Annotated in this window: 26 protein-coding genes and 1 pseudogene; 13 read left to right on the forward strand and 14 right to left on the reverse strand. The window is 72.7% G+C overall.

Annotated features, from left to right (window positions below; genetic code table 11):
- Positions 1–82: 82 nt before the first annotated feature.
- Together ABZ840_RS36445 and ABZ840_RS36450 are read right to left on the reverse strand one after the other, a co-directional pair.
- Positions 83–871 carry a response regulator transcription factor gene (locus ABZ840_RS36445; protein WP_361567956.1) on the reverse strand — a complete coding sequence of 263 codons (789 nt, stop codon included), beginning with the start codon at positions 869–871 and terminating at the stop codon, positions 83–85.
- A gap of 203 nt (positions 872–1,074) precedes the next feature.
- The gene (locus tag ABZ840_RS36450; protein WP_361567958.1) at positions 1,075–1,743 is read right to left on the reverse strand and encodes a TetR/AcrR family transcriptional regulator; all 669 of its coding nucleotides are present in this window, start codon (positions 1,741–1,743) and stop codon (positions 1,075–1,077) included.
- Between the two features lie 175 nt (positions 1,744–1,918).
- On the opposite strand from ABZ840_RS36450, the gene ABZ840_RS36455 reads away from it, so the two are divergent.
- The 9 genes from ABZ840_RS36455 to ABZ840_RS36495 all read left to right on the forward strand — a co-directional run bounded on the left by ABZ840_RS36455 (position 1,919) and on the right by ABZ840_RS36495 (position 10,340).
- On the forward strand, positions 1,919–2,245 hold the full coding sequence (locus ABZ840_RS36455; RefSeq protein ID WP_361567960.1) for a VOC family protein: 327 nt from the start codon (positions 1,919–1,921) through the stop codon (positions 2,243–2,245).
- A gap of 63 nt (positions 2,246–2,308) precedes the next feature.
- The gene (locus ABZ840_RS36460) at positions 2,309–2,998 is read left to right on the forward strand and encodes a hypothetical protein (RefSeq protein ID WP_361567963.1); all 690 of its coding nucleotides are present in this window, start codon (positions 2,309–2,311) and stop codon (positions 2,996–2,998) included.
- Positions 2,995–4,230 carry an MFS transporter gene (locus ABZ840_RS36465; protein ID WP_361567966.1) on the forward strand — a complete coding sequence of 412 codons (1,236 nt, stop codon included), beginning with the start codon at positions 2,995–2,997 and terminating at the stop codon, positions 4,228–4,230. Before ABZ840_RS36460 ends, ABZ840_RS36465 begins: the two co-directional genes overlap by 4 nt.
- A 38-nt stretch (positions 4,231–4,268) precedes the next feature.
- Positions 4,269–4,874 (forward strand): DsbA family oxidoreductase, encoded by a 606-nt coding sequence (locus ABZ840_RS36470; protein ID WP_361567968.1) that lies wholly within the window; start codon positions 4,269–4,271, stop codon positions 4,872–4,874.
- A gap of 172 nt (positions 4,875–5,046) precedes the next feature.
- Complete coding sequence (locus ABZ840_RS36475) at positions 5,047–5,631, forward strand: NAD(P)H-dependent oxidoreductase (protein ID WP_361567971.1); 585 nt, start codon at positions 5,047–5,049, stop codon at positions 5,629–5,631.
- A 98-nt stretch (positions 5,632–5,729) separates the two neighbouring features.
- Positions 5,730–6,656: an LLM class flavin-dependent oxidoreductase gene (locus ABZ840_RS36480; RefSeq protein ID WP_361567974.1), complete on the forward strand. Its 927-nt coding sequence runs from the start codon at positions 5,730–5,732 to the stop codon at positions 6,654–6,656.
- Positions 6,657–6,899: 243 nt separating this feature from the next.
- Positions 6,900–7,985, forward strand: coding sequence for a 2-oxoglutarate and iron-dependent oxygenase domain-containing protein (locus ABZ840_RS36485; RefSeq protein WP_361567977.1), 1,086 nt, complete (start codon positions 6,900–6,902; stop codon positions 7,983–7,985).
- Positions 7,985–9,355, forward strand: coding sequence for a nucleobase:cation symporter-2 family protein (locus tag ABZ840_RS36490; RefSeq protein WP_361567980.1), 1,371 nt, complete (start codon positions 7,985–7,987; stop codon positions 9,353–9,355). The genes ABZ840_RS36485 and ABZ840_RS36490 overlap by 1 nt, the downstream gene beginning before the upstream one ends.
- Positions 9,356–9,455: 100 nt before the next feature.
- The gene (locus tag ABZ840_RS36495; RefSeq protein ID WP_361567983.1) at positions 9,456–10,340 is read left to right on the forward strand and encodes a Bax inhibitor-1/YccA family protein; all 885 of its coding nucleotides are present in this window, start codon (positions 9,456–9,458) and stop codon (positions 10,338–10,340) included.
- A gap of 128 nt (positions 10,341–10,468) precedes the next feature.
- Here ABZ840_RS36495 and ABZ840_RS36500 read toward each other — a convergent pair whose 3' ends face one another.
- Positions 10,469–10,699, reverse strand: a complete 231-nt coding sequence (locus tag ABZ840_RS36500) for a DUF4287 domain-containing protein (RefSeq protein ID WP_030617501.1) — start codon at positions 10,697–10,699, stop codon at positions 10,469–10,471.
- Positions 10,700–10,797: 98 nt separating this feature from the next.
- On the opposite strand from ABZ840_RS36500, the gene ABZ840_RS36505 reads away from it, so the two are divergent.
- The gene (locus ABZ840_RS36505) at positions 10,798–11,118 is read left to right on the forward strand and encodes a hypothetical protein (RefSeq protein ID WP_361567986.1); all 321 of its coding nucleotides are present in this window, start codon (positions 10,798–10,800) and stop codon (positions 11,116–11,118) included.
- A 73-nt stretch (positions 11,119–11,191) separates the two neighbouring features.
- Here ABZ840_RS36505 and ABZ840_RS36510 read toward each other — a convergent pair whose 3' ends face one another.
- From ABZ840_RS36510 to ABZ840_RS36520, 3 genes are all read right to left on the reverse strand, one after another.
- A complete protein-coding gene (locus tag ABZ840_RS36510) occupies positions 11,192–12,082 on the reverse strand; it encodes a hypothetical protein (RefSeq protein ID WP_361567989.1) in 891 nt (296 codons plus the stop codon).
- 407 nt (positions 12,083–12,489) lie between these two features.
- The gene (locus tag ABZ840_RS36515) at positions 12,490–13,710 is read right to left on the reverse strand and encodes an acetyl-CoA C-acetyltransferase (protein WP_361567992.1); all 1,221 of its coding nucleotides are present in this window, start codon (positions 13,708–13,710) and stop codon (positions 12,490–12,492) included.
- A gap of 268 nt (positions 13,711–13,978) precedes the next feature.
- Positions 13,979–15,004: an SGNH/GDSL hydrolase family protein gene (locus ABZ840_RS36520; RefSeq protein WP_361567995.1), complete on the reverse strand. Its 1,026-nt coding sequence runs from the start codon at positions 15,002–15,004 to the stop codon at positions 13,979–13,981.
- Positions 15,005–15,207: 203 nt separating this feature from the next.
- Between ABZ840_RS36520 and ABZ840_RS36525 the strand changes: the two genes are divergently transcribed.
- Complete coding sequence (locus tag ABZ840_RS36525) at positions 15,208–16,590, forward strand: cystathionine beta-synthase (protein ID WP_361567997.1); 1,383 nt, start codon at positions 15,208–15,210, stop codon at positions 16,588–16,590.
- Between the two features lie 390 nt (positions 16,591–16,980).
- Here the strand turns inward: ABZ840_RS36525 and ABZ840_RS36530 are convergent, their stop codons facing one another.
- Both ABZ840_RS36530 and ABZ840_RS36535 read right to left on the reverse strand, forming a co-directional pair.
- Positions 16,981–17,385, reverse strand: coding sequence for a hypothetical protein (locus ABZ840_RS36530; RefSeq protein ID WP_361568000.1), 405 nt, complete (start codon positions 17,383–17,385; stop codon positions 16,981–16,983).
- A 9-nt stretch (positions 17,386–17,394) separates the two neighbouring features.
- Positions 17,395–18,807, reverse strand: coding sequence for a cytosine permease (locus ABZ840_RS36535; RefSeq protein WP_361568003.1), 1,413 nt, complete (start codon positions 18,805–18,807; stop codon positions 17,395–17,397).
- A gap of 167 nt (positions 18,808–18,974) precedes the next feature.
- Here ABZ840_RS36535 and ABZ840_RS36540 point away from each other — a divergent pair, with 167 nt between their 5' ends.
- Positions 18,975–19,847, forward strand: a complete 873-nt coding sequence (locus ABZ840_RS36540; protein WP_361568005.1) for a MurR/RpiR family transcriptional regulator — start codon at positions 18,975–18,977, stop codon at positions 19,845–19,847.
- A 34-nt stretch (positions 19,848–19,881) separates the two neighbouring features.
- Here the strand turns inward: ABZ840_RS36540 and ABZ840_RS36545 are convergent, their stop codons facing one another.
- The 6 genes from ABZ840_RS36545 to ABZ840_RS36570 form a co-directional block, all read right to left on the reverse strand.
- Complete coding sequence (locus ABZ840_RS36545; RefSeq protein WP_361568008.1) at positions 19,882–20,256, reverse strand: hypothetical protein; 375 nt, start codon at positions 20,254–20,256, stop codon at positions 19,882–19,884.
- Positions 20,257–20,313: 57 nt separating this feature from the next.
- Positions 20,314–20,706 (reverse strand): roadblock/LC7 domain-containing protein, encoded by a 393-nt coding sequence (locus ABZ840_RS36550; RefSeq protein ID WP_361568011.1) that lies wholly within the window; start codon positions 20,704–20,706, stop codon positions 20,314–20,316.
- Positions 20,707–20,785: 79 nt separating this feature from the next.
- A complete protein-coding gene (locus tag ABZ840_RS36555; RefSeq protein ID WP_361568014.1) occupies positions 20,786–21,550 on the reverse strand; it encodes a transcriptional regulator in 765 nt (254 codons plus the stop codon).
- Complete coding sequence (locus ABZ840_RS36560; RefSeq protein ID WP_361568016.1) at positions 21,547–21,951, reverse strand: hypothetical protein; 405 nt, start codon at positions 21,949–21,951, stop codon at positions 21,547–21,549. The genes ABZ840_RS36555 and ABZ840_RS36560 overlap by 4 nt, the downstream gene beginning before the upstream one ends.
- 218 nt (positions 21,952–22,169) lie before the next feature.
- A complete protein-coding gene (locus tag ABZ840_RS36565; protein WP_361568018.1) occupies positions 22,170–23,531 on the reverse strand; it encodes an APC family permease in 1,362 nt (453 codons plus the stop codon).
- Positions 23,532–23,605: 74 nt separating this feature from the next.
- Positions 23,606–24,958: a diaminopimelate decarboxylase gene (locus tag ABZ840_RS36570; protein ID WP_361568021.1), complete on the reverse strand. Its 1,353-nt coding sequence runs from the start codon at positions 24,956–24,958 to the stop codon at positions 23,606–23,608.
- A 134-nt stretch (positions 24,959–25,092) separates the two neighbouring features.
- On the opposite strand from ABZ840_RS36570, the pseudogene ABZ840_RS36575 reads away from it, so the two are divergent.
- Positions 25,093–25,331, forward strand: a pseudogene (locus ABZ840_RS36575) (urocanate hydratase); the annotation flags it as partial.

Raw genomic sequence — 25,331 nt, forward strand, 5'->3', positions numbered from 1 at the left:
GCCGCGGTCGTGCGCGGTCGGACGACGGCCGTGGCGCGCGGGCGGGGACAGCGGCGCGGGACGAGGCCGGTACCGGTGGGGCTCATGCGGGGGACCTCACTTCGCCGGAGAGGGCGTTCCGGGGCTGGCCGAGCCGGAAGCCGACACCGCGCACGGTGACGATCCAGTCGCCGGAGCCGAGCTTGCGGCGCAGTCCGTTGACGTGGGTGTCCAGCGTCCGGCTGCGCGGGGTGTCGGTGTCCTGCCACACCTGCTGGAGGATCTGCCGCCGGGTGACCACGGCGCCGGGCCGGGAGGCCAGCAGGAGCAGCAGGTCGAACTCCTTGCGGGTGAGCGGGACGGGCCGCCCGTGCAGCTGCACGGTACGGGTGGTCTGCTCGACGACGAGCGGCCCCAGCTGCAGGACCGCGCCGGCGGTGGCCGCGGGGCGGGCCCGGCGCATCACCGCGCCCATACGGGCCAGCAGTTCACGGAACCCGTAGGGCTTGACCAGGTAGTCGTCGGCACCGGCCTGGAGCCCGAGCACCCGGTCGACCTCGCTGTCGCGGGCGGTGACCGCGAGCAGCGGGGTGTCGCACACGGCGGCGATGGACCGGCAGATCTCCAGCCCGTCCACGTCCGGCAGTTCGAGGTCGATCAGGATCACGTCGGCGTGGTGGTGCTCCCGCAGCGCGGCGGCGCCGGTCGCGGCGGTTCTGACCTGGTGGCCGTGGCGCTCCAGGCTCCGGGTGAGGGTCTGGGCGGTGCGGGCGTCGTTCTCGACGACGAGCACCCGCCACGGCCCGGCCGGCTGTGCGGTGAGTGGTGGCGGGCCGGGGCGTACCGGTGACGGCAGCGCCGGGTGGGGGAGTGCTCTGACCGTCTGTGACACGGGCTCCTCCTGAGTTCGCGGGCGGACGCGGGCTGCGAGGAGGGTGCGGACGCGGCCGCGGCGCTGCGGTTCCGCCCGTGCGTACGACGGAGTACGGGCATGATCCCCGTCGATGCGCCCCTCGGGCGCTGCCCAGAGCACAGTGGCACGCCGCCGGCCCCGCGGGACGGTTGATAGCACCTAGGTTGAGCCCGCCCCGCGGTTCAGGAGGCGGGGCCGTGCAGGGCGAGGAAGGCCGCGACGCCGGACTCGACCAGGGCCGTCGTCTCGTCCTCCGCCAGCGGCAGCGCCCCGTGGAAGGAGCGCTCGTACACCTCCGAGGTGACCAGCTGGGTGAACTGGAGGGCCAGCGTCTCCGGGGCGACGCGGTCGCGCAGCACGCCGGCCTTCATCAGCCCGCCGAGCCGCTCGGCCAGCCGGGCGCGCACCCGGCCCGGGCCCGTGCCGCGCCAGCTCTCCAGGACGTGGGGCGGCAGGTACGGCGCCTCCGCGAAGATCACACGGACCAGCGCGAAGTGGCTCTCGAAGTCGGTCTGCGGGACGGCCAGCGCGTGGCCCAGGGCGGTCAGCGCGGCGGCGAGGTCGGTCCCCGGGTCGCCCAGGTGGCGGTCGATCAGCTCTTCCTGGTGCTCGGCGACGGCCTGCGAGCTCTGCTGCACGACGGCGCGGAAGAGGTGCTCCTTGTCCTGGTGGTGGTTGTAGATCGTGCGCTTGGAGACGCCCGCCTCGGCGGCGATGGCGTCGACGCTGGCCCGGCTGTAGCCCTCCCTCCCGAAGACGGTGCGGGCCGCGCAGTCGATGGCGGCGCGCTTTCCGGGGCGGCCGGTGGGGGCGTTTTCGGGGGTCGTACGGGGGGCGGCGGCAGGCGTCATGGCAGGCCGGACTCCTCAAATTGCACTGGGCGGTTTACAAGGTGAACTGCACGGTGTAGTTTACTTCGTGTCGGAGCCGCCGGGAAACCCCGCGGAACCCCGCTTCCCGTCCCACCTCCTCTCTTTCCGCCGGCACTCCCCGGCCGGCCCAGGACCTTTCCGAAAGGACACCACAATGTTCGGCAAGCTCACGGTCACCAAGCTCTTCTGCGACGACCTGGACGCCATGGTCGCCTTCTACCGCGACCGGCTGGGCCTGAAGGTCCTGCAGGAGTACCCGGGCACCACCGTCGTCTTCGACACCGGCCACGGCGGCGAGCTGATCGTCACCAACACCAAGGGCGACCAGCCGATCAGCATCGCGTTCACCGAGGTCGACATCCCGGCCGCCCACGAGGCCCTGTCCGACCTGGGCGTCACCGCCATCGCCCCGCACAAGACCGGTCAGCGCTTCGAGATCACCGACCCGCAGGGCAACAACCTCATCTTCGTCAACGCCTGAGCGCCCGCCGCCCGTTGCCGCGGGCGGCAGCCGGATCCCCACACCTCGCCCCGGGAGACCGTCGTGTCCAGCACTTCCGCCCCCTCTCGCCCCGAAGCCCCCGCCACCCTCCACAACCGGCTCCCGCGCCTCGCGCTCTACCTCGTCGGCTGTGTCGTCTTCGCCGCCGGAGCCACGCTCTTCATCCACGCCGGGATGGGGGTGGACCCGCTCGACGTCCTCTCCCTCGGGCTGCTGGAGCACCTGCCGGGCACGATCGGGCTGGCGCAGGCCGCCATCGCCGCCGTCTGCATCCTGGTGTGGTCCGTGTGGAACCGCCGCCGTCCGGTCGTGATGCCCTTCGTGACCTTCCTGCTCTGCGGCTCGCTGATCGACCTGATGCGCCTGGCCGACCTGGGCTGGCTCGCCCCGGTGCCCGCGCTCGTCGCCGCGGTCCTGCTGTGCGCCTACGGCTCCGCGCTGATCATCATGAGCGGTACCGGCATCCGCGCCATGGACCTGCTCGTCATCAGCTTCAACCAGCGCCTGAACGTGCCGTTCTGGCTCGCCAAGGTCGGCATCGAGGGCGTCCTGCTCACCCTCGGCTGGCTGCTCGGCGGCCCGGTCGGCATCGGCACCCTCGCCTTCCTCGTCTGCGTCGACGGCCTCATCCAGCCCCTCATGGCCTTCAACGGGCGCGTCCTGCGCCTGACCAACCACGGCCTGCCCACCCGCGCCACCGTGCGCCCCCTCGCGATCGGAGTGGCCCGATGACCGCCGCCACCAGCTCGCCCCGCACGGGCGTGTTCCCCCTCCTGCTCTTCGCCTCCACCCTGACCGTCATGGCCGGCTCGGTACTCTCCCCGGTCATCGAGATCCTCCGCGGCGACCTGGGCGTGAGCGGCACCGCCGCCGGGCTCGTCGTCACCGTCCACAGCCTCGGGATAGCCCTGGTCAGCCCGTTCGCCGGGCGCCTGCTGGACCGCTTCGGCACCCGCGTGCCGCTCGCGGCCGGCCTGCTGATCTACGGCGTGGCCGGCGGTGCCGGAGCGCTCCTCGACAGCTACCCGGCGCTGATCGTCACCCGCCTGATCTTCGGCGCCGGCGCCTCCTTCGTCTTCGCCGGCACCACCGTCGCCCTGCTCTCGCTCTACCAGGGCCGCGCCAAGGACCGCGCCATGGGCTGGCGGTCCACCGCCACCAGCCTCGGCGGAGTCGTGTGGCCGCTGGCCGCCGGCGCCGTGGGCGGCGTCTCCTGGCACCTGCCCTTCGCGATCTACCTCATCGCCGTCCCGCTCGGCCTCGCCACCGTCGCGATCCTCCCCAAGCACACCGCGCCCGCCGGCGGTCAGGCCGGCCGGCCCATGGGCGCCCTGGCCCTGCTGCGCCGCCACCGCATCCTCCTCGCCTGGTACGGCCTGCAGTTCCTCTCCTCCCTGCTGCTGTACGCGCTGATGGTCTTCCTGCCCCAGCAGCTGGCCGAGGCGGGCGTCAAGAGCCCGATGCTGGTCTCCCTCTACACCGTGGCCATGTCCGCCGTGATGAGCCTGATCGGCCTGGGCTACGCCCCGCTGCGCGAACGGTTCGGCGAGCGCACCCTGCTGCACACCGCCGTCGCCCTGTGGGTCGTGACCTTCCTTCTCCTGGCCATGACGAGCCAGCCGGTGCTGCTCTTCCTCGTTCCGGTCCTCTTCGGCCTGGGACAGGGCGTGTTCTTCCCGGTGGTGACCGTGCTGATCGGCGAGGGCGTCCCCGAGGCCGTCCGCGGCCAGGCCACCTCGCTGTCGGGAACCGCCACCTTCGCCGGGCAGTTCGTCTCGCCGCTGCTGGTCGGCCCGCTGCTGGCCGCCATCGGTTTCGAAGCCGGCTTCATCCTGGTCGCCGGGGTGCCGGCGCTCGCCCTGGCCGCCCTCCTGCTCGCCCGCACCGCCCGCCGCGGTGCCCCCACCGACCCGTCCGACACCGCCGAAACCCAGTCCGCGCCGCAGACCGCCGGCGTGCGCTGACCCGCGGCCCGCTCCCGAACCACGCCCCGGAGGCACCGATGAAGATCACCCTGGTCCTGGACGTCATCTGCGCCCACTCCTACCTCGCCTACCACCACCTGCAGCAGGCGCTGCGGAGCCACCGCGCGGCCGGCGGCAGCGCCGAGGTGACCTTCCTCCCCTTCCAGCTCGACCCCGCGGCGCCGCACACGCCGGAGCCGCTCAAGACCGTCCTGCAGCGCAAGTTCGGCCCCGCGGCGCTGGATTCCGCGGCCGCCATGGCGAAGAAGGCGGCGGGCGAGGGGCTCGTACTGGACTACGACCGCGCGGTGAACGCCAACACCCGCCCCGCGCACCTCCTCCTCACGCACGCCGAGCGCCACGGCCGCGGCGAGGAGGTGGCCGAGCGCCTCTTCCGCGCCCACTTCACCGACGGCCTGAACATCGCCGACACCGCGACGCTCGGGCGGCTGGCCGCCGAGGCGGGCCTGCACAGCGCCCCCGACGCCGACGACGAGGCCGAGCTGACGCGCCGCCTGGAGCGGACCCGCGCCCTTGCCGTACGCGCCGTACCGGTCTTCCTCGCCGACGGGACCACCCCCCTCGTGGGCGACCAGAGCCCGGCGGCCTTCGAGCGGCTGCTGGCCGGCGCGCGCACCGCGTAACCGGCGTGAACGTCAAGTGACTTGCCAAAGCCGCTGATGGTGAGGGCGCGAGCCGCCCGCGCGTGACGTCCCGCCAGTAGCGTGGCCGGAAGACAGCGGCAGCACCGGGCCCCGCCCTGTGCGCACCGGCCCCGCCCCCGCATTCCGCACCCACTCTGAACATGGAGAACCCATGAGTACTGCACCCCTGAAGCTCGCCGTCGTGATCGGGAGCGTGCGCGAGAACCGCCTGGGCGCCAAGGTCGGCGACTGGTTCGTCTCGCAGGCCGCCCAGCACCCCGACGTCGAGGTCGACGTCATCGACGTGATCGAGCACCCGCTGCCGCTGGCCATCCCCGGCTTCGGCCAGGAACTGGACTCCGCCACGCAGGAGATCAAGGACGGCATCACCCCGCGCATCGCGGCGGCCGACGCCTTCGTCGTGATCACCCCGGAGTACAACCACTCCTTCCCGGCCTCGCTGAAGAACGTCATCGACTGGCACCTGAGCGAGTGGGCCGCCAAGCCCGTCGGGCTCGTCTCGTACGGCGGCATGGGCGGCGGCCTGCGCGCGGCCGAGCACCTGCGCCAGGTGTTCGCCGAGGTCCACGCCACGACCATCCGCGAGATGATCAGCTTCCACAACCCCTGGGGCGCCTTCGAGGACGGTGCCGCGCCCGAGGGCGCCGATGGGGCCGCCAAGAAGCTGCTGGACCAGCTGACCTGGTGGGGCCGCGCGCTGCGCACCGCCCGCGCCGAGTCCCCTTACCAGGCCTGACGCCTGACCACCCGCCCGTACCGAACCCCGCAGCCCGGTCCCTGCCCCGCTGTGCCGACCGCGCAGCGGGGCACGGCGGGCCGCCGCTTGGAGGCCCCGTGAACATCCCCCGGATCGGCATCACCCTCCCCTCGATCGGCGCGCCCGGCGATGTCCTGCCCGACGTCGCGCAGGCCGCCCGGCAGGCCGAGGAGGCCGGGCTGGACGGCCTCTGGGCGGGCGACCACCTCACGCTCGGCGAGGCGCCCGCGCTGGACTCCGGCCTCGTCCTGGCCGCCGCTGCCGCCGCCACCCGGACCATCGGCATCGGCTGGTCCGTCTACCTCCCCTCGCTGCGCACCGTCTCCTGGGCGGCCCGCCAGGTCGGCACCCTCCAGTACCTGGCCGGCGACCGCCGCCTCGACCTGGGCATCGGCGTGGGCGGCGGCGGAACGGAATGGCACGCGGCCGGCACCACCGACGCCGACCGCGGCCGCCGCACGGACGCCTTCCTGCGCCTCCTCCCGCGGCTCCTGGCCGGCCGCCCGACACCGCTCCCCGACGTGCCCGGCACCCCGGAGTGCACCCTCGCCCCCGCCGTCCCCGTCCCGCCGGTGTGGATCGGCGGCTTCGCCGACTCCGCGCTGCGCCGCACGGCGCGGTACGGCACCGGCTGGCTCGGCGCCCTGCGGACCCCGGACGCGTTCCGCGCCACGGGGGACCGGCTCCGGGAACTGGCCGCCGAGGAGAAGCGCCCCGCGCCCCGGCTGGCCACCATGATCCACGGCGCGCTCGCCCCGCGCGGCGCCACCGACGGCCTGCGCGACCGCTACGCCGCCTCGCTCGTCGCGTCCTACGGACTGGACCACGAGACCGCCCGCGGCCTGGCCGTCACCGGCGACCCCGAGCAGGTCGCCGAGCAGCTCACCGAGTTCGTCCGGGCCGGCGCCGAGCAGCTGGTCTTCACCACCCCCGTGCCGGACTGGCACCGCTGCGCCGACCTGCTCGCCGAGGCGCGGCAGCTCGTGCTGCGCGAACTCTCCTGACCACTCTCCCGCAGGCGTCCCCCGGCGCCTGCCGTGTCCCGCCGCCGGCGCTCCGGCGCCCGGCGGGACACGCCCGGAAGGCAGGCCGGTGCCCCCGTCCGGCCTGCCTTCCGCCGCTTCCGCCCCCTGCCGCGCCCCCCGCGCGCCCCGCCTTTTCCCGTCATACGGACGGCAATTGACGAAGCGTCAGTACGGGTGCACCATGCCGCAACAAACTGTTGAAGCTGCGGAAGGACGCACGCGATGGGCGAGGCACAGGGCACCGGCGGCGCACTCGACGTCCCCGTCATCGACCTGTCCGGCTGGCGGTACGGGACGGCCGAGGACCGGGCGGCGGTCGCGACCGCCGTGGACGAGGCCGCGCGCACCGTCGGATTCATGCAGATCACCGGGCACGGCATCCCCGAGAGCACGGCGGCCGGGCTGGCGGCGGCGATGGACGCCTTCTTCGGGCTCCCGCCGGATGAGAAGCGGGCGCTGTGCGCGCCGCCCGAGATCAACCGCGGGTACACCCCGCCGAAGGCGGAGAAGCTCAGCCTGAGCCTCGGGGTGGCCTCGCCGGAGGACCTGTTCGAGGCGTTCAACGTGGGCGTCGACGCCGGGGCGCCGCACGGCCCGTACGCCGGTGCCGTGCTGCCCGCCGAGCACTTCCCGGCGAACCTGTGGCCCGATCCGGCGGCGGTGCCCGGATTCCGGGCGGCGGTCGAGGAGTGGTTCACGCGGGCGGGGGCGCTCGCGCGCCGGCTCACCGAGGTGTTCGCGGTGGCACTCGGCCTGGAGGAGGGCTACTTCGCGCCGTACACCCACCGCTCGGTCGACGTGCTGCGGATGAACAACTACGCGCTGCCGCCCGGCGAGACCGTGGTCGACAAGCGCCAGATGGGCATGGGCGCGCACACCGACTACGGCATCGTCACCGTCCTGTGGGCGGACCGCGTGCCCGGCCTGCAGATCCTGGCCGCCGACGGCACCTGGCACGACGTCGTACCGGCCGAGGGCGCCGTCCTGGTCAACCTCGGCGACGCGCTGGCCCGCTGGACCGACGACCGGTGGCGCTCCACCCTGCACCGGGTGCTGCCGCCCACCGACGCCGACGGACGCCTCGTACGGCGGCGGTCGGCCGCGTACTTCCACGACGGCAACCACGACGCCGTCATCAGCGCGCTGCCCGGCTGCGTCGAGCCGGGCGCCCGTCCGCTGTACGAGCCGGTCACCATCGGCGAGCACATCGCGGCCAAGCTCGCCGGGTCCCGGGCGCTGCGGCCCAACGAGGACGCCGCGCGGGAGGCCGCTCGGCTGCGGTCGGCGTCGGAGAGTGCGGGCGCCTGATGGCGGCCGCGCGCACCGCCGAGGCGGAGCGCCCGCGCCACCCCGTGGACGAGGTGCCGCCGCTCGGCCGGACGCTCGTCCTGGCCCTCCAGCACGTCCTGGTCATGTACACGGGCTCGCTCGCCGTACCGCTGCTCTTCGGGGCGGCGGCGCATCTGCCGCAGGACACGATCGCCCTGCTCATCACGGCCGACCTGCTGATCGCCGGGGTGATCACGGTGGTGCAGAGCGTCGGCGCGGGGCGCCTCCTGGGCGTGCGGCTGCCCGTCGTCGCCGGGGCCGGCTTCGCCGCGATCGCTCCGATGATCCTGATCTCGCAGCAGTACGGCATGCCCGCCGTCTACGGCTCGATGCTGGCGGGCGGGGTCTTCGGCCTGCTCGTGGCGGTGCCGTTCGCGCGGCTGGTGCGCTTCTTCCCGCCGCTGGTCGGCGGCTGTGTGATCACCGTGATCGGGCTGTCCCTGATGGGCGTGGGGACGCAGCTGGTGGCGGGCGAGGACCCCGCGGCGCCCGGGTACGCCGCGCCCGAGCGGCTGCTGCTCGCCGCCGGGGTCGTCGCCGTGATCATCGCCCTGACCCGGCTCTCCCGGGGGTTCCTCGGGCAGATCGCGGTGCTGCTCGGGCTGGCGGCCGGCACCGCCGCCGCGGTGCCGCTGGGGCTCACCGACTTCTCGCGGGCCGGGGCGACGGCCTGGGCCGGGGTGCCCGAGCCGTTCCACTTCGGGCCGCCGGAGTTCCCGGTGGCCGGGGTGGCGGCCATGTGCGTCGTGATGCTGGTGATCTTCACGGAGTCCACCGCGAGCATGCTGGCGGTGGCCGAGATGACGGACCGGCCGCTGACCCCCGGGGACCTCGCCCGGGGGCTGGCCGCCGACGGCCTCTCCGGGGTGCTGGCCGGCGGCATGAACTCCTTCCCCGACACGCTCTTCGCCGAGAACCTCGGCCTGGTGGAGATGAGCCGGGTCCGCAGCCGGTGGATCACGGCCGCCGCCGGGGCGATCCTGATCGTGCTCGGCTGCCTGCCCCGGCTCGGCGCGGTCGTGGCCGCGCTGCCGGACCCGGTGGTGGGCGCGGCGGCCCTGGTGATGTTCGCCATGGTCGCGGCCGTGGGGCTGCGCATACTCCAGCGGGTGGACTTCCGGGACGGCCCCGACCTGCTGATCGTCGCCGTCTCGCTGGCCGCCGGGATGGTCCCGGTCACCGCGCCGCACATCTACGACGGGCTGCCCGCCGGGGTCCGCATCGTCTTCGGCTCCGCGATCACCTGCACGGCCCTCACCGCGTTCGTCCTCAATCTGCTCTTCCACCATGTGTCGCCCACGGCCCGCCGGGCACACGCACCCGAGCCCGGTTCTGCACCACAGCGATGAGGGATTTCCGTGAAGATCCTGCTTGAGGAGTAGGGACGTGGCTTTGCCAAGCCATTACCCTTGAGGCCAAGGCCGCGCAGGGCGGCCATGGAGGAGTGAGATGAGGAGCAGCAACCCGGTCTTCTCGCGACGGGGGTTCAGCCGAAACGGCTACGCCGGCTTCAATGCGCCGCCGCAGGCCGGGGGCGCCGCCAACCCTTACGCGGGGAACAACCCCTACGCCGGACAGGCCCCCTACGCGGACGCGAACCCGTACGCGGGCGGTAACCCCTACGCCCAGGGTCAGCAGGACACGACCCAGGCCCCGCCGTACGTCCCGCAGACCCGCCCGATGACGATGGACGACGTCGTCGTCCGTACGGGCCTCACGCTCGGCACCGTCGTCGCCGGCGCCGCCGTGGCATGGATCATGGACCTCTCCATGGGCCTGGCCATCGGCGCCGCGCTGATCGCGATGGTGCTCGGCCTGGTCCAGTCGTTCAAGCGCAAGGCATCCCCGCCCCTGATCCTGGCGTACGCCGCCTTCGAGGGCCTCTTCCTCGGCGCGATCAGCAACGCGATCAACCAGTGGGTGGCGCCCGGCGCGCCCATGCAGGCGGTGCTCGGCACCATGGCGGTCTTCACCGTGATGCTGATCGCCTACAAGACCCGCATCGTGCGGGTCAACGCGCGGTTCACCCGCTTCGTGATCATCGCCGCCATGGGCTTCCTGCTGCTGCAGGTCGTCAACCTGCTCTTCATGGCGTTCGGCGGCGGTGACGGCCTCGGCTTCCGCAGCGGTGGCCTGGGCATCGTCTTCGGCATCGCCGGCGTGCTGCTCGGCGCGCTCTTCCTCGCCCTGGACTTCAAGCAGGTCGAGGACGGCATCGCCTACGGCGCGCCGCGTGAGGAGTCCTGGCTCGCGGCCTTCGGCCTCACCATGACCCTGGTGTGGATCTACCTGGAGATGCTGCGCCTGGTCGCCATCCTCAACGGCGACGACTAGCGCCTGCCGGTCCGGGGCCGCGCGGTCCCGGACACGGCAAAGGGCCCGTGGGAGGTACGCCTCCCGCGGGCCCTTCGGGTTTCCGGCGCGGCCCGGTCACGGGACCGGACCATGCACGGGAACGTCCGCTAGAACAACTTCCGGGCCGCGCGCCGCAGGTCGTACTCATGCACGATCGCCTTGGCGTGTCCGTAGGCGAGGTTGTGCGCGCCCCGGAGCCAGCTGACCTTCTCCTCGAAGCGGAAGAGAGCGGGGCCTTCCTCGACCGTGCGAAGCCACTCGGAGACTTCGCGGCCGGTGCAGTGGGGGATACGGGAGAGCAGGTTCCGGTGGGTCTCTTCGGAGAAGACTTGGGACATCGGCGCCTCCGGACGCGTTCGATGCTGGTCCTTCAGCACACCGTGCCTGAGCGTTCCGGCGTTGGCAACCACCCGGGAGTGGCGCATAGGCTCACGCCGTGCTTGACGTGATGCCTTTGCTGTCCGCCGTGGACGCCCTCGCCGACCGGCTCAGGGCCCTCCCGCAGAGCGCCCTGACGCGGGGCGCCGCCGCCGAAGGACTGGCTCTCGCCAGGGAGTTCGTGCTGCGCGCGCAGCGCCTGGAGGAACCGGGCGCCGAGCCGCGCGAGCTGCCGGACGCCGGGCCGTTCGCGGTCGGCGACCAAGTGGCGGTTTCCGGCCATGACTTGGCGTATGCGTTGCGGGACACGGAAACGGCCCGTGCCGAGGACGTGGCACAGGCCGTGGAAGAGGTACGGCGGACCGCGGCGCGCTGCTGAGCGGTCCCGGACCGGGCGGGTACTGGGCCCGGTCCGCGGGGGGGGCGCCGCCGGGGGCGGCGGGCGGGACGCCTCAGAGGGAGGCGATGACCCGGTCGGCGAGGACGTAGACGCTGTCGTCGCGGCCCTCGCCCCAGGCGAAGGTCAGCGCGTACGCGCCGGAGACACCCGAGCCGCCGAGCAGCACGGTGGTGTGGCCCTCGCGGAGCGCCTCGGCGACCCGCTCGGCCGTCTCGCGGTGGCCGGGCGTCATGCAGACGGTCGTGCCGTCGGCGAAGACGTAGACGTCCAGCGTGCCCAGCGGGCCCGGGCGCACGTCGGCGAGCGGCGTACGGTCCTCGGCCAGCTCCTCCAGGCGCGCCACGGTGCGCTCGTGGTCACCGATGGCGGGGGAGGGCGAGAAGTCCGGGTGCGAGGGGTGGCGCCGGCGCGCGGCGGCCAGCTCGGCGGACTCCGTCTCCTCGACGGCCCCGTCGGTCGGCGCGTCCACCGGCTCCAGGTCGATCTCGTCCATGCCGAACAGCGGCTCGGAGCCCAGCACGTCCGGGTCCAGGCCCGCGAAGTCGGCCTGCCGCGGCAGGTAGAAGCGGTCGAAGCCGTCGCCGGGTGCGGTCTCCTCGCCCGGTGCGGCGGGGCCGGTCATGAGCGAGGGCGAGTCGGCGGCGTCGCGGGCCTCCTGGGCGGCCCAGAAGGCGCGGGCCTCGGCGAGCTCGCGCTCCCGCTCCTCGGCCAGCGCGTCGGCCACCGCGGCACGTATGTCCTCCAGCGGCGTCTCGGCGGCGGGTGCCGGGCGGGCGGCGGGAATGGCGGCGAGGGCGGCTGCGCCGTCCTCGCGGGCGGTACGGAGTTCGGCCCGCAGCCCGGCGACCTCGCGGCGCAGGGTGCGAGCGGTGTGCAGGGAGGCCGCTCCCAGTGCCACGGCGATGGCCGCGGCCGGCAGCAGGAGGATGGTGATGGCGGTCACTGGCGTACTCCCGGTAGCAGAATGTCCCCCCGACTTCCTACCTCAGCCTGCCGTGGGTCGGCGACCGTTTGCAGTGCGCTATGTCCCCAAATGCTGGTGGCCTTGGGCCTCGTACGTTCGGGTGACCCCCGCTCGACCTGGGAAAACGCGATTCCCCCAGGGCATTCATCACAATCCTGGGGGAGTTAGCGCAACGATCTTGTCACCGGGTGACGGGAGTCACCAAGCGTCGCGGAGGGTGCCCGAGTTGACACGTACGGTCCGCAAACGCACGGCCGGGGCGATAGTGACGGCCGGCTCGCGGCTCAGCTCAGCCGCGCGTGCTTGTGGTCGCGCTGAGCTTCGCCTCCGCTGCGGGCAGGTGCCGCTCCTCGTTCCTCGGAGCGACCCCTACCCTCCGCTGCGGCTCAGCTCAGCCGCTCGATGACCATTGCCATGCCCTGGCCGCCGCCGACGCACATGGTCTCCAGGCCGAACTGCTTGTCGTGCCACTGGAGGGAGTTGATCAGCGTGCCGGTGATCCGGGCGCCGGTCATGCCGAAGGGGTGGCCGACCGCGATGGCGCCGCCGTTGACGTTCACCTTGTCCAGGTCGAGGCCCAGCTCCCGGTAGGAGGGGATGACCTGCGCGGCGAACGCCTCGTTGATCTCGGCCAGGTCGATGTCGCCGACGGACAGGCCCGCCCGGCGCAGCGCCTGCTTGGACGCCTCGACCGGGCCCAGGCCCATGATCTCGGGGGAGAGGCCGGAGACGCCGGTGGAGACGATGCGGGCCAGCGGGGTCAGGCCCAGCTCGCGCGCCTTGGTGTCGGACATGATCACCAGGGCGGCCGCACCGTCGTTGAGCGGGCAGCAGTTGCCGGCGGTGACCAGGCCGTCGGGGCGGAAGACCGGCTTGAGGCCCTGCACGCCCTCCAGCGTCACGCCCGCGCGCGGGCCGTCGTCCTTGCTGACGACCGTGCCGTCCGGGGTGGTGACCGGGGTGATCTCCCGCTCCCAGAAGCCGTTCTTGATGGCCTGCTCGGCGAGGTTCTGCGACCGTACGCCGAACTCGTCCATGTCCTGACGGGTGATGCCCTTGAGCCGGGCGAGGTTCTCCGCGGTCTGGCCCATCGCGATGTACGGGTCGGGGACCAGGCCGTCCTCGCGCGGGTCGTGCCAGGTCGAGCCCTCGCTCTGCGCGACCGCCTCGGTACGGGCCTCGGCCTCGGCGAACAGCGGGTTGTGGGTGTCGGGCAGGCTGTCGGAGTTGCCCTTGGCGAAGCGGGAGACGGTCTCCACGCCGGCCGAGATGAAGACGTCACCCTCGCCCGCCTTGATGGCGTGCAGCGCCATCCGGGAGGTCTGCAGGGACGAGGAGCAGTACCGGGTGATCGTGCAGCCGGGCAGGTGGTCCATGCCCATCTGCACGGCCACGATGCGGCCCAGGTTGTTGCCCTGCTCGCCGCCGGGCAGGCCGCAGCCGAGCATCAGGTCGTCGATGTCCTTCGGGTCCAGCTCGGGGACCTTGGCCAGCGCGGCCTTGATGATCTCGGCGGTCAGGTCGTCCGGGCGCAGATCCTTCAGCGAGCCCTTGAAGGCGCGGCCGATCGGGGAGCGGGCGGCAGAGACGATCACGGCTTCGGGCATCACGCGGCTCCAGACGGGAGAAGTCGATTCAAAGCGGCGGCGCGGAGCGCCTCGTTGAGGGGTGGTGGTCGGGCGACGGGTGGGCTGTGAGGGAAGCTACCTGCACGTACAGCGAAGGTCACGATTCCTGCGCTGTGATGCGGGCCTCTTTTCTAAGCGACTGCTTACCTCCGTACTGAGCGGATGCTTACCCATCCGGCGGGCCGCGCGCAAGGGTGCGGCGCCGCCCGTCCGGCCCGGCGCCGCGTCCCTGCTGCCGCGACGACCGCTACGACGTCGCCTCCTCCTCGGCCTCCGACGCCGGGCCCTCCGCGTCGTGCACCGCGATCCGGTGCCGCCTGCGGTGCTTGAGCAGGGCCCACGGCGCCCGGCTGCCGGTGACCTCCGTACCGCCCTCGGACGCCGCCTGTGCCGCCGCCTCGGCGACCGGCAGGAAGCTCTCGCGCCGCTCCGGCTCCGGGCTCTCCTCCTCCGGCCACAGGCCGAGCGCCGCGCACAGCGTGGGCAGCACGGCCATCGCGGCGGTGGCGTAACCCTCGGCCGAGGGGTGGTAGTTGTCCGAGCTGAACAGCTCGCGCGGATTGGCCTCGAACTCGGGTCCGAGCAGGTCACCCAGTGACACCGTCCGCCCGCCGTTCTCCACCACCCCGATCGTCTGCGCCGCGGCCAGTTGCCGGCTCAGCCGCCGGGCCACCCAGCGCAGCGGCTGGTACACCGGCTCGACCGAGCCGAGATCGGGGCAGGTGCCCACCACCACCTCGCTGCCCGCCGTGCGCAGCCGGGCCACCGCCTCCGAGAGCATGCGGACGGAGCGGGCGGGCGGCATGCGGTGCGTGACGTCGTTCGCGCCGATCATGATTACGCAGACGTCCGGCGCCGGACCGTCCGCCAGCAGCAGCGTCACCTGCCGCTCCAGGTCGTCGGACTGCGCGCCGGGCAGCGCGACGTTGCGCAGGTCGACCGGGCGCTCGGCGACCGCGGCCAGCCCGGAGGCCAGCAGCGCCCCGGGCGTCTGGCGGGGCCGGGTGACGCCCTGCCCGGCCGCCGTGGAGTCGCCGAGGAAGCCGAGCCGCAGCGCCGGCCGGTCGGTGCGGTACCAGAGGGCGGCGCCGTAGCGGCCGTCGGCGGGCGGTGGCAGCTCGCTGGAGCCGCCGACCGTCCGCCGGGCGAGCCGCACCTCGGTCAGCAGGAGGCCGACCGCGGCGACGCCGAGCAGCCCGATGCCTCCGCTGCCGACCGCGGCGGCCGTAGCGATCCGGCGTGCCACTCTCGCCCTGGACATCGTCATCGGCATCGGCCGGGCACCTCCCCGCAGTGCGTGCACGGGGGCGCGTCGGGAGTGAATGTCCGGCGCGCGCCCCGCGGACTCGCGAAACTCGTGTCAAGAACGTCTTGCCCCGCGGGGCGCTCGTCGCAACGCACCTGCCCTTCAGGGGTGAGCGCAATAGGCTGGCCGGACGGGCGCAGGACAGCGCGCCCCTTACCGCGGAGACCACCGTGCAGGTTTATGAATCGATGATTGACCTCGTGGGCAACACCCCGCTTGTGAGGCTCAAGAACGTCACCGACGGCGTACGGGCAACCGTCCTGGCCAAGGTCGAGTACTTCAATCCGGGCGGATCCGTGAAGGACCGGATCGCGGTGCGGATGATCGAGGCCGCCGAGCGTTCGGGTGCCTTGAAACCGGGCGGCACCATCGTGGAGCCGACCTCGGGGAACACCGGCGTCGGCCTGGCGATCGTGGCCCAGCAGAAGGGCTACAAGTGCATCTTCGTCTGCCCCGACAAGGTGTCGACGGACAAGATCAATGTGCTGCGGGCCTACGGCGCCGAGGTCGTGGTCTGCCCCACGGCCGTCGACCCCGAGCACCCCGATTCGTACTACAACGTCTCCGACAGGCTGGTACGCGAGACACCGGGTGCCTGGAAGCCGGACCAGTACAGCAATCCGGACAACCCGCGCTCGCACTACGAGTCCACGGGGCCCGAACTGTGGGAGCAGACCGACGGCCGAATCACGCATTTCGTGGCGGGCGTGGGCACCGGCGGCACCATCAGCGGGACCGGGCGGTACTTGAAGGACGTCAGTGACGGCAAGGTCAAGGTCATCGGGGCCGACCCGGAGGGCTCGGTCTACAGCGGCGGCTCCGGCCGCCCGTACCTGATCGAGGGCGTCGGCGAGGACTTCTGGCCCTCCGCCTACGACCGCACCGTCGCCGACGAGATCGTCGCGGTGTCCGACAAGGACGCCTTCCAGATGACCCGGCGCCTCGCCAAGGAGGAAGGCCTGCTGGTCGGCGGTTCCTGCGGGATGGCCGTGGTGGGCGCGCTGAAGGTCGCCGAGGGGCTCGGCCCGGACGACGTGGTGGTGGTCCTGCTGCCCGACAGCGGCCGCGGCTACCTCTCGAAGATCTTCAACGACGACTGGATGAACGACTACGGCTTCCTGGAGACCGGGGACACCGAGCGGGTCGCCGACGTCATGCACAACAAGCACGGCGGCATCCCCGAACTGGTGCACATGCACCCCGAGGAGACCGTCGGCCAGGCCATCGAGGTGCTGCGCGAGTACGGCGTCTCGCAGATGCCGATCGTGAAGCCGGGCGCCGGACACCCGGACGTGATGGCCGCCGAGGTCATCGGCTCGGTGGTGGAGCGCGAGCTGCTGGACGCGCTGTTCGCGCAGCGGGCCTCGCTCGCCGACCCGCTGGAGAAGCACATGTCCGCGCCGCTGCCGCAGGTCGGCGCGGGCGAGCCGGTCGCCGACCTGATGGCCGTGCTCGAACGCGCGGACGCCGCGATCGTGCTCGTGGAGGGCAAGCCGACCGGGGTCGTCAGCCGGCAGGACCTGCTGGCCTTCCTGGCTCACGGGGCACGCTGACAGCCTCGCGGGTACGGGAGGGGAGCCGCAGGTCAGCGGGGCGCGAGAGCCGACGCGGCATCAAGTGACCGTAAGGAAAAGCCCGGTCGACGCAAGGTGTACGTATGTGTCACGCGGACGCAGCACGGACTTAACACGGGTCGGGCAGATTGGTCAGTGCGGCGAACAGGACGACCGGAGCGGCTCCCGGACTCCCGATCGCCCGGACGCGTCCGACCGGCTCGCCCGGTCCGCGTCCCCCGCGGGGACCGCCGTCGTCCCGCCCCCGGCGCGAGCCGGGGTGCGGCGGTCCCCGCAAGAACGTTCCTCCGCGGGCTCGCTCCCCCGGAGCGGTCCGGACCCCCGGCCCACGCGGCCGGGGGCCGGAACCCCGTCCCGCCGCCCGCTCGGCTACACGTCGTCGTGGTCCGCCCACGTCCGGCGGAGGCGTCCGGCGGCGTGGCCCGCCTGGACGGCGTTCACGCCGAGGATGCCGGCCCAGGTCACCAGCAGGCCGACCAGCCCGGCGTGGGTCGCGCCGATCGCGGAGAGCGGCACGGCCAGCACCAGCGAGAGCGCCGCGAAGCCGAAGCGCTCGCCGAATCCGCCCGGCAGGCCCTCCTGCCGGGGGTGCGACCCCCTGGCCACCTGCATCTGCCGCTCCGCCAGGCGGCGCCGGACCCGCTGGTCCACCGTCCGGTCGAGCTTCTCCACGAAGGAGTCCAGCAGCTCGGTCTCGTAGTCCGGACCGAGCTCCCTGCGCGCGTGCAGCGTCGCGTGGAGTTCTTTCCTCAGCTCCGGGTCACCAGTCGCCATGCCCGAAGGCTACGGACGGGGAGCCGCCTCGGCAGTAGGGACAGCCCCCGTATCCGCGGCCGGGATCCGGTCGGTGTCCCGGCGCGCGGCGAGCCAGTACAGCGCGGCCGGCACCACGAGGCCGACCATCCAGGAGACGTCCGCGCCGCCGAGCGGGGCGACCAGCGGCCCGGTGTAGAAGTGCGTGGCCAGGAAGGGCAGCTGAGCGATCAGGCCGACCCCGTAGACCAGCAGCGCCTTGCCGTTCCAGGCGCCGTACCGGCCCGCCGGGTCGCTCAGCGCCGGGATGTCGTACCGCTCCTTGGAGATCAGGTAGTAGTCGACCAGGTTGATCGCCGACCAGGGCGTGAAGAACGTCAGCAGGAAGAGCAGGAAGTCCTTGAAGGAGGTCAGGAAGGAGGTCTTGCCGAGCAGGGCCACCGCGGTACCGACGACCATGATCCCGGCGAAGTACAGGCTGCGGCCGCGCGGCGAGAGCGTGCGCTGCCCGCGGAAGCCGCTGATGCTGGTCACCATCGACATGAAGCTGCCGTAGGTGTTCAGGACGTTGATCGTCAGCTTGCCGAGGGCGATGACGAAGTAGAGCACCGAGGCCATCAGGCCCACGCCGCCGAGCCCGACGATGTAGGACACCTCGTGGCCGACGAAGGCCGCCGGGGCCGCGGCCGCCGCCAGCGCGCCGAACGTCATCGACCACTGCGAGCCGAGCACCGAGCCGGAGAGCGTCCACCAGAAGGTCGCGCGGGCCGAGGTGTGGCGCGGGAGGTAGCGCGAGTAGTCCGCGACGTACGGGCCGAAGGCCAGCTGCCAGGACGCGGAGAGCGAGACGGCCAGCAGGAAGACCGGGAAGTCGAAGGCGCGGTCGTGCAGCAGCGCCGCCAGGTCGGCCCGCTCCAGCAGGCGTACGCCGAGATAGACGAAGGCCACCGCGCAGACCAGCCCGGCGATCCGGCCGAGGGCGTGGATGAGGCGGTAGCCGACGGCGGCAGCGAAGGCGGTGATCGCGCCGAAGGTGATGATGCCGGTGGTGTCGCCGAGGTGGGTCAGGTGGCCGACCGCCTGACCGGCGAGCACGGTCCCGCTGGCGAAGAAGCCGATGTACATGACGATGACCAGGGCCAGCGGGACGACGGCGCCGCGCACGCCGAACTGGGCCCGCGAGGAGATCATCTGCGGCAGGCCTAGCCGCGGCCCCTGCGCCGAGTGCAGGGCCATCACCGCGCCGCCCAGCAGGTTGCCGAGCAGCAGGCCGAGCACCGACCAGAAGGCGTTCGCGCCGAACACGACCGCGAGCGCGCCGGTGACCACCGCGGTGATCTGCAGGTTGGCGCCCAGCCAGAGGGTGAACTGACTGAACGCGGTGCCGTGCCGTTCGGCATCCGGTACGACATCGATCGAGCGTTGTTCCACCACTCCGGCCATGGCCCGTCCCTCTCTCGCTGCATGAATTCATTCAGCATCAAGCGCAGATGAATGAAAATGCAATAGTCTGGAGCGAAGATGCTGGTGACGGCTTTGACCCGGCGGGCCGGGCCCGGGATTACGTAGAGTCGGGCAGCACACGCCGGGGAGCGGACCGAGAGGACACGATGAGCGCGGACAACGGGGGCGAGGGCGCCACCGAGGCGGCCGCCGGGGCGGCGGCGCGGCTGCAGAAGCTCTTCGAGGGGCACCGGCTCACGCCGACCCAGCGCAGGATCGCGCACTGCATGGTGCGCCGGGCCGCGGACGCGCCCTTCCTCTCCAGCGTGGAGCTGGCCGAGCTGGCCGGCGTCAGCCAGCCCTCGGTGACCCGCTTCGCGGTCGCCCTCGGCTTCGACGGCTACCCGGCGCTCCGCCGCCACCTGCGGGACGTCACCCCCGACCGCGGCACGGCCGCCGCCGACTCCCTCAACGAGTACCAGCAGGCCGTACAGGAAGAGATCGGCAACCTCCAGGAGCTGGCGGCCGCGCTCGCCGACCCCGCACCGGTCGAGGAGGCCGGCCGGCTGTTCGCCGCGTCCCCCGTACTGCCGGTGCTCGGCCTGCGCGCCGCGGTCGCCCAGGCAGCGGGCTTCGCCTACTTCGCGCGCAAGGTCCACCCCGACGTGCGGCTGCTGGACGAGGGCGGCTCGATGCTCGCCGACCGGATCGACGGGGCGGTGCGCGCGGGCGCCACCGTCCTGCTCTGCTTCGCGCTGCCCCGCCATCCCCGCGAGGTGCTCGACGCGCTGGAGTACGCGCGTACCGCGGGTCTGACCGTGGTCACCGTCGCGGACAGCGCCTTCGCGCCGGTCGCCCGCCACACCGACCTCATGCTGCCCGCGGCGGTCGGCACCGGGCTGGCCTTCGACACGGTCTGCGCCCCCATGCTCCTCGGCCGGGTCCTGCTGGAGGCCATGTGCGACGCGCTTCCGCACGCCCAGGCCAGCCTGGAGGCGTTCGACGCGAAGGCGGTGGCCCGGGGGCTGTTCGTGGAGTGACCGGCGGGGCCCGGCGTGCGGCCGGGCCCCGGAATCACACGTCCAGCTGCCCCTCGATCCGCTTCAGCTGGTGCCGGGCCATCGCCAGGTTCGAGCGGTCCTTGTCCAGCGCGAGGTAGAGGAAGAGGCCGTTGTTGCCCCGGCCCTTGAGCAGCCGGATGAGGTGGTACTGCGTGCCCAGCGTGATGAGGATGTCCTCGATCTCGTCCTTCAGGCCGAGCTGTTCCATCGTGCGTACCTTGGCGCGGACCACATCGGTGTTGCCCGCCGAGGCGACCGACAGGTCGAGGTCCTTGCTGCCGCCGATGGTGCCCAGGGCCATGCCGCTGGAGTAGTCGACGAGGGCGACGCCGAGCACGCCCTCGATGGAGGTCATCGCTTCCTTCAGTACGGCTTCGGTGTTGGCCATGAGAGGCGCACTTCCTTTCCGTCGGGTGGGTTTCCGTGCAGGGGTGTCGGTCATGGGTCAGGTGTTCTCCAGACGTTCCAGAGCGCTGTCGACCACTTCGCCGATGCGCGCGCCGGACCGGCGGGCCTCCAGATGGAGCCGGCCCACGTTGACGCGGGGCTCGGCGATCAGGGTGAGGACCGCTGACGAGCCCGCCGCGTACAGCGCGACGTAGCCGTCCTCGCCGCGCATCAGCAGCTCGCGGAATTCGCCCTGGTGGGTCGCCTCGGCCAGCCGCAGGGCGACGCCGAGCGCTGCGGCGGTGAGCGCGGCGACGCTCTCCGCTTCGGTGCCGGCGGTGTCGTGGGCCAGTACGAGGCCGTCGGTGCTGGCCGCGAGGGCACCGGTCAACTGCGGCACGCGGGCGCGCAGTCCGATCAGTTCACCGAGCGCGTCGGCTTCCGTCGTCATCAGCTGTCTCCTCTCGGCGCGCTGCCTCAGAGCGCGCCTCATGACGGCGAACGGACGGCCCAAGGGTTCGTGTCGTGCGTCACAGGCTTTCCTCCAGAGCGTCGCGGAGCCGGCGTAGCAGGGTGATGTCCGGGGCGGCGTACTGCATGGCGACCCCTTCGAGAGCCGGGGACGCCGGGACCGGCGCGGGCGCGGCGGGTGTCTCCACCAGCCCGCCCGCGGCCAGCCGGCGCACCTCCAGCAGGGTGTGGAAGGCCGGGCGGCCCAGCGCCCGGGCGATGGCTTCGGGGGTGCGGACCCCGTCGGCGAGGCTCAGGACGACGCGCTGCCGGCGGGGGATCCACCGGTCGGCGGTCGGGGCGCGGGGCACCACGGGGGCGCTGTCGACGTCCGGATACGGCCAGACGGCGGCCAGCAGGGCCCGGCGGCGCGAGGATTCGTGCGCCACGACCGCCGCGGGCACCGGCCGGACCGGGCCGATCCAGTGCGAGACGCCGTAACGGAAGCGGGACGGGCCGCTGCTCGGCGCGAGGGCGAAGAAGGCGGCGTCGAACAGCGCGCCCAAGTGGCAGAGTTCCAGCTCGCCGCCGGCCAGCCGGCCGCTGTCGACCAGGAAGCGCCCCACCTCCTGGCGGGCTCCGGCCCGGGCGACGGCCTCTTCCCAGCCCGCCCGGGGCAGCCGCCCGGTGGCGGACAGCAGGACGTCGAGGCCCGGGGCCGCCGGGCTCTCGGCGTGCACGACCTGCCCCTCGGCGAGGTAGAGCGTGCCGCGCTCGCGGATCAGCACACCGGTGGCCCGCTCGTCGGCCAGCCGTACGAGCATCGGGGAGACGGCCGTCCTCATCCGAGCACCAGCCGTTCGGCGATGCTCTGGAGCCGGATGCGGGCGAGCGCCAGGTTGCCCGTGTCGCGGTCCAGCCACAGGTGGAGGAAGACGCTGCTGTCGAAGGTGGTCGCGACGAACCGCATGACGTGGAAGCCCGTGCGGGTGGTGACGATCAGGTCCTCCACGGGCGGTTCCTTGCCCGGGGGGTCCGCGGGGTCCGCGGGGTCCGGGGCGAAGACCGAGTGCTCGGCGGCCATGCGGGCCAGTTCGGCCGTCTCGGTCGCGGTGGTCTCGAAGTCGCTCCCGGACGGCTCCCCGACCGTGCCGAGCGCGAGCCCGCTGGTCCAGTCCACGATGGCGGCCCCGCGGGCGCCCGGCAGCTCCATGGCATGGAGCAGGCACTTGTCGATCCCGGGCACGCCGACTCCTCTCCCCGCGACGGTGTGCGGCGCCCAAATGTGCGGCTGAGGCGGCGAGATTACGTACCGGGCCGGACGAAGCGGGGAGTATGGGCAAACTCTGTCGAAACGTGGTGCAAGTCGACGCTATGGGTAACGGTGCGACCGGAGCATGTCATCGCATGATCGGATCGAATGACCGAAATGATGGTCGAGGGCTCCGGCCGCACCTTCGAGGGTCAGTCCTCGCCACGTGCCTTCAGAACGAGCTTGTTCACCGCCCACAGGGCCACGCCGATCAGCAGCAGCACCCCCGCCCGGACGTACACGTCGAGCGGCCGGTCGGCCAGCGGACTCGCGAGGACCAGCGCCGTGAGCGCGCCCAGCACGGGCAGCGCCGTCGGGGTACGGAAGTGGGCGTGCGCCACCCGGTCCTTCCGCAGCACCAGCACCGCGATGTTGACCACCGCGAAGACGCACAGCAGCAGGAACGCCGTGGTGTCGCCCAGCCCCTCGATCTCGCCGGTGGCGACCATGCCGACGGCCAGCAGCGAGACGAAGACGATGCCCGCGACGGGGGTGCGGCGCCGGGCCAGGACCCGGCCCATCGCTTTGGGGAGGATGCGCTCGTTGGCCATGCCGTAGCAGAGCCGCGAGGCCATCATGATGTTGATCAGCGCCGAGTTGGTGACGGCGAAGAGGGCGATCAGCGCGAAGAGCTTCGGCGGGAAGTCCAGCCCGCCGGCCTTGACCACCTCCAGCAGCGGCCCGCTGGACTTCTCCAGCGTGCGGTGGTCCACCAGTAGCGACGAGGCGAGCGCGACCAGGACGTAGATCGTGCCCGTCACGGCCACGCCGATGAAGATCGCGCGCGGGAAGGTGCGGACCGGGTCCCGGGTCTCCTCGGCCATGTTCACCGAGTCCTCGAAGCCGACGAACGCGAAGAAGCCGAGCGCGGTGGCGCCCAGCACGCCGGTCACCAGCGCGTACCCGCCGCTCCCGGACGCCTCGAAGTCGGTCAGCCGGGCCGGCTCGCCGTCACCGGTGAGGACCGCGTACGCGCCGATCGCCAGGATCACCAGCAGGCCGGTCACCTCGACCAGCGTCAGGACGACGTTGGCCTTCACCGACTCCGAGACGCCCCGCAGGTTGAGCGCCGCGAGCGCGAGGACGAAGAGGATCGCGACCACCGTGGGCGGTACCGCGTCGGTGAACTCCGCGAGGTAGTCGCCGCCGAACGCGCGGGCCGCCGCGCTCGCCGAGGACAGCCCCGAGCACATCACCATGAAGGCCACGATGAAGGTCAGGAAGGGGACCTTGAACGCCTTCTGGGTGTAGAGCGCGGCACCGGCCGCCTTCGGGTACTTGCCGACCAGCTCGGCGTACGAGGCCGCCGTCAGGAGCGCCACGACGAAGCCGATCACGAACGGGAGCCACACCGCGCCGCCGACCTTGCCCGCGACCTTGCCGGTGGTGGCGTAGATCCCGGTACCGAGGATGTCGCCGATCACGAAGAGGATCAGCAGTTTGGGGCCGATGGCGCGCTTGAGGCCGGTCTCTTCGGGTGGTGCGGTGGAGCCCGGATTGGTGGTGTCCGTCATCAGGACCTCCCCCGAGTCGATGTGCGGGGGCTACTGCCCGGCGCCGGCCGCCCGGAAGCGCCGGTTGAGGAAGTTCAGAGCTGCGACAGCGCGTCGCGCTCCGGGCCGCCGGCCTCCCGCACGATCTCCTCCGACGTCTGTGCCTTCCGTACCGTGGCGAAGACGGGCGTGCCGTCCGCACCTTCGGCGAAGCCGTACACGGCGGGCCTGGCCAGGCTGTTGTAGCCGTAGTGGTGCGCGAAGCAGTACGCGCCGGTGTCCAGCACCGCCACGTGGTCGCCCTGCGCCAGCGGCGGCAGCGCGCGGTTCTCGGCCAGCAGGTCGCCCGCGAAACAGGCCGGGCCCGCCACGTCCTGCGCGAGCGGCGCGCCGCCCTTCGGCAGTCCCGCGCCGTCGAACGCGGCGATCCGCAGCGGCCAGGCCTCGGGCGCGTAGACGGTACGCGTGGCGACCTGTACGCCCGCATGGGTGACGGCGATGGGCCGGCCGCCGGAGGTCTTGGCGTACTCCACCCGGGCCAGCACCGTGCCGTGCTTGGCCAGCAGCGACCGGCCGAACTCGGTGACCAGGCCGTACCGGCCGTCCAGCAGCCCCGGCACCTGCTCCTTCAGGACCCGCGCGTACTCCTCGTACGTGGGCTCGTCCGTCTCGGAGGCGAAGTTCACCGGCAGTCCGCCGCCGATGTCCAGGGTGTCGATCTGCGGCCGGCCCACCGCGGCGTTGATCTCCTCGGCCAGCTCGTACACCGCCCGCACGCCCCGCGCCATCAGCTCCAGCGGCACGCCCTGGGAGCCGGAGTGGGTGTGCAGCCGGGTCAGCCAGGGGCGTGCGCGGCAGGCGTCGATCACCCACTGCCGGGCGCCCTCGTCCCGCAGCGCGACGCCGAACTTCGAGGTCTCGGTCGCCGTGGACAGCGCCTCGATGCTGCCCGCGCCGACCTGCGCGTTCACCCGCAGCCCGAGCGGCGACCGGGTGGCGGCCGAGGAGATCAGCGTGTCGATGCGGGCCAGCTCCTGCGGGTTGTCGGCGTTGACCGCGATGCCCAGCGCGAGCGCCTCGCGCAGCTCGGCCGGGGTCTTGGCGGGGGAGTCCAGCACGGTGTGCGTGGGGCGCATCCCGGCGGCCCTGGCCAGCGCCAGTTCGCCGGGGCTCGCGACCTCGGCGCCGATGCCCGCCTCGTGCAGCAGCCGCAGGACGGGGACCAGCGGGGTCGCCTTGACGGCGAAGGCGTGCAGTACCGGCGCGTCGGTGACGGCGGCGAACGCGGCCCGCAGCGCGGCGGCGCCCGACCGGATGCCCGTCACGTCCAGCAGCCCGATGATCGGCGCGTCGGGCCCTACCAGGCCGCGTGCCACCGCCGCCGCGACCGCCCGGTCCCGTCGCGCGGCCCGTTCCGTCCCGCCTCCGGTACAGCCCGTGAAGGTCATGGCGCCACTCCATCACCTGCCGGACGGGTCCGCCATGGCGCCATTGACTAGCTATATTCATCCAAGCCAATATGTGAATACATTGATCCAGTGCCGGCTCGGTGCTGGGCACCGCCGAGAGCAGGAGGCAGGGCATGTCAGGACCGCGACCCGTGCGAGCATCGCGTGGTACGGAACTGAGCGCCCGGGGGTGGCAGCAGGAGGCCGCCCTGCGGATGCTGCAGAACAACCTGGATCCGGAGGTGGCCGAGCATCCGGACAAGCTCGTCGTCTACGGGGGGACGGGCAAGGCGGCCCGGGACTGGCGTTCCTTCGATGCGATGCAGCGCACGCTGCGGACGCTGAAGCAGGACGAGACGATGCTGGTGCAGTC

Source organism: Streptomyces sp. NPDC047117 (genome assembly GCF_040643545.1).
Taxonomy (GTDB): Bacteria; Actinomycetota; Actinomycetes; order Streptomycetales; family Streptomycetaceae; genus Streptomyces.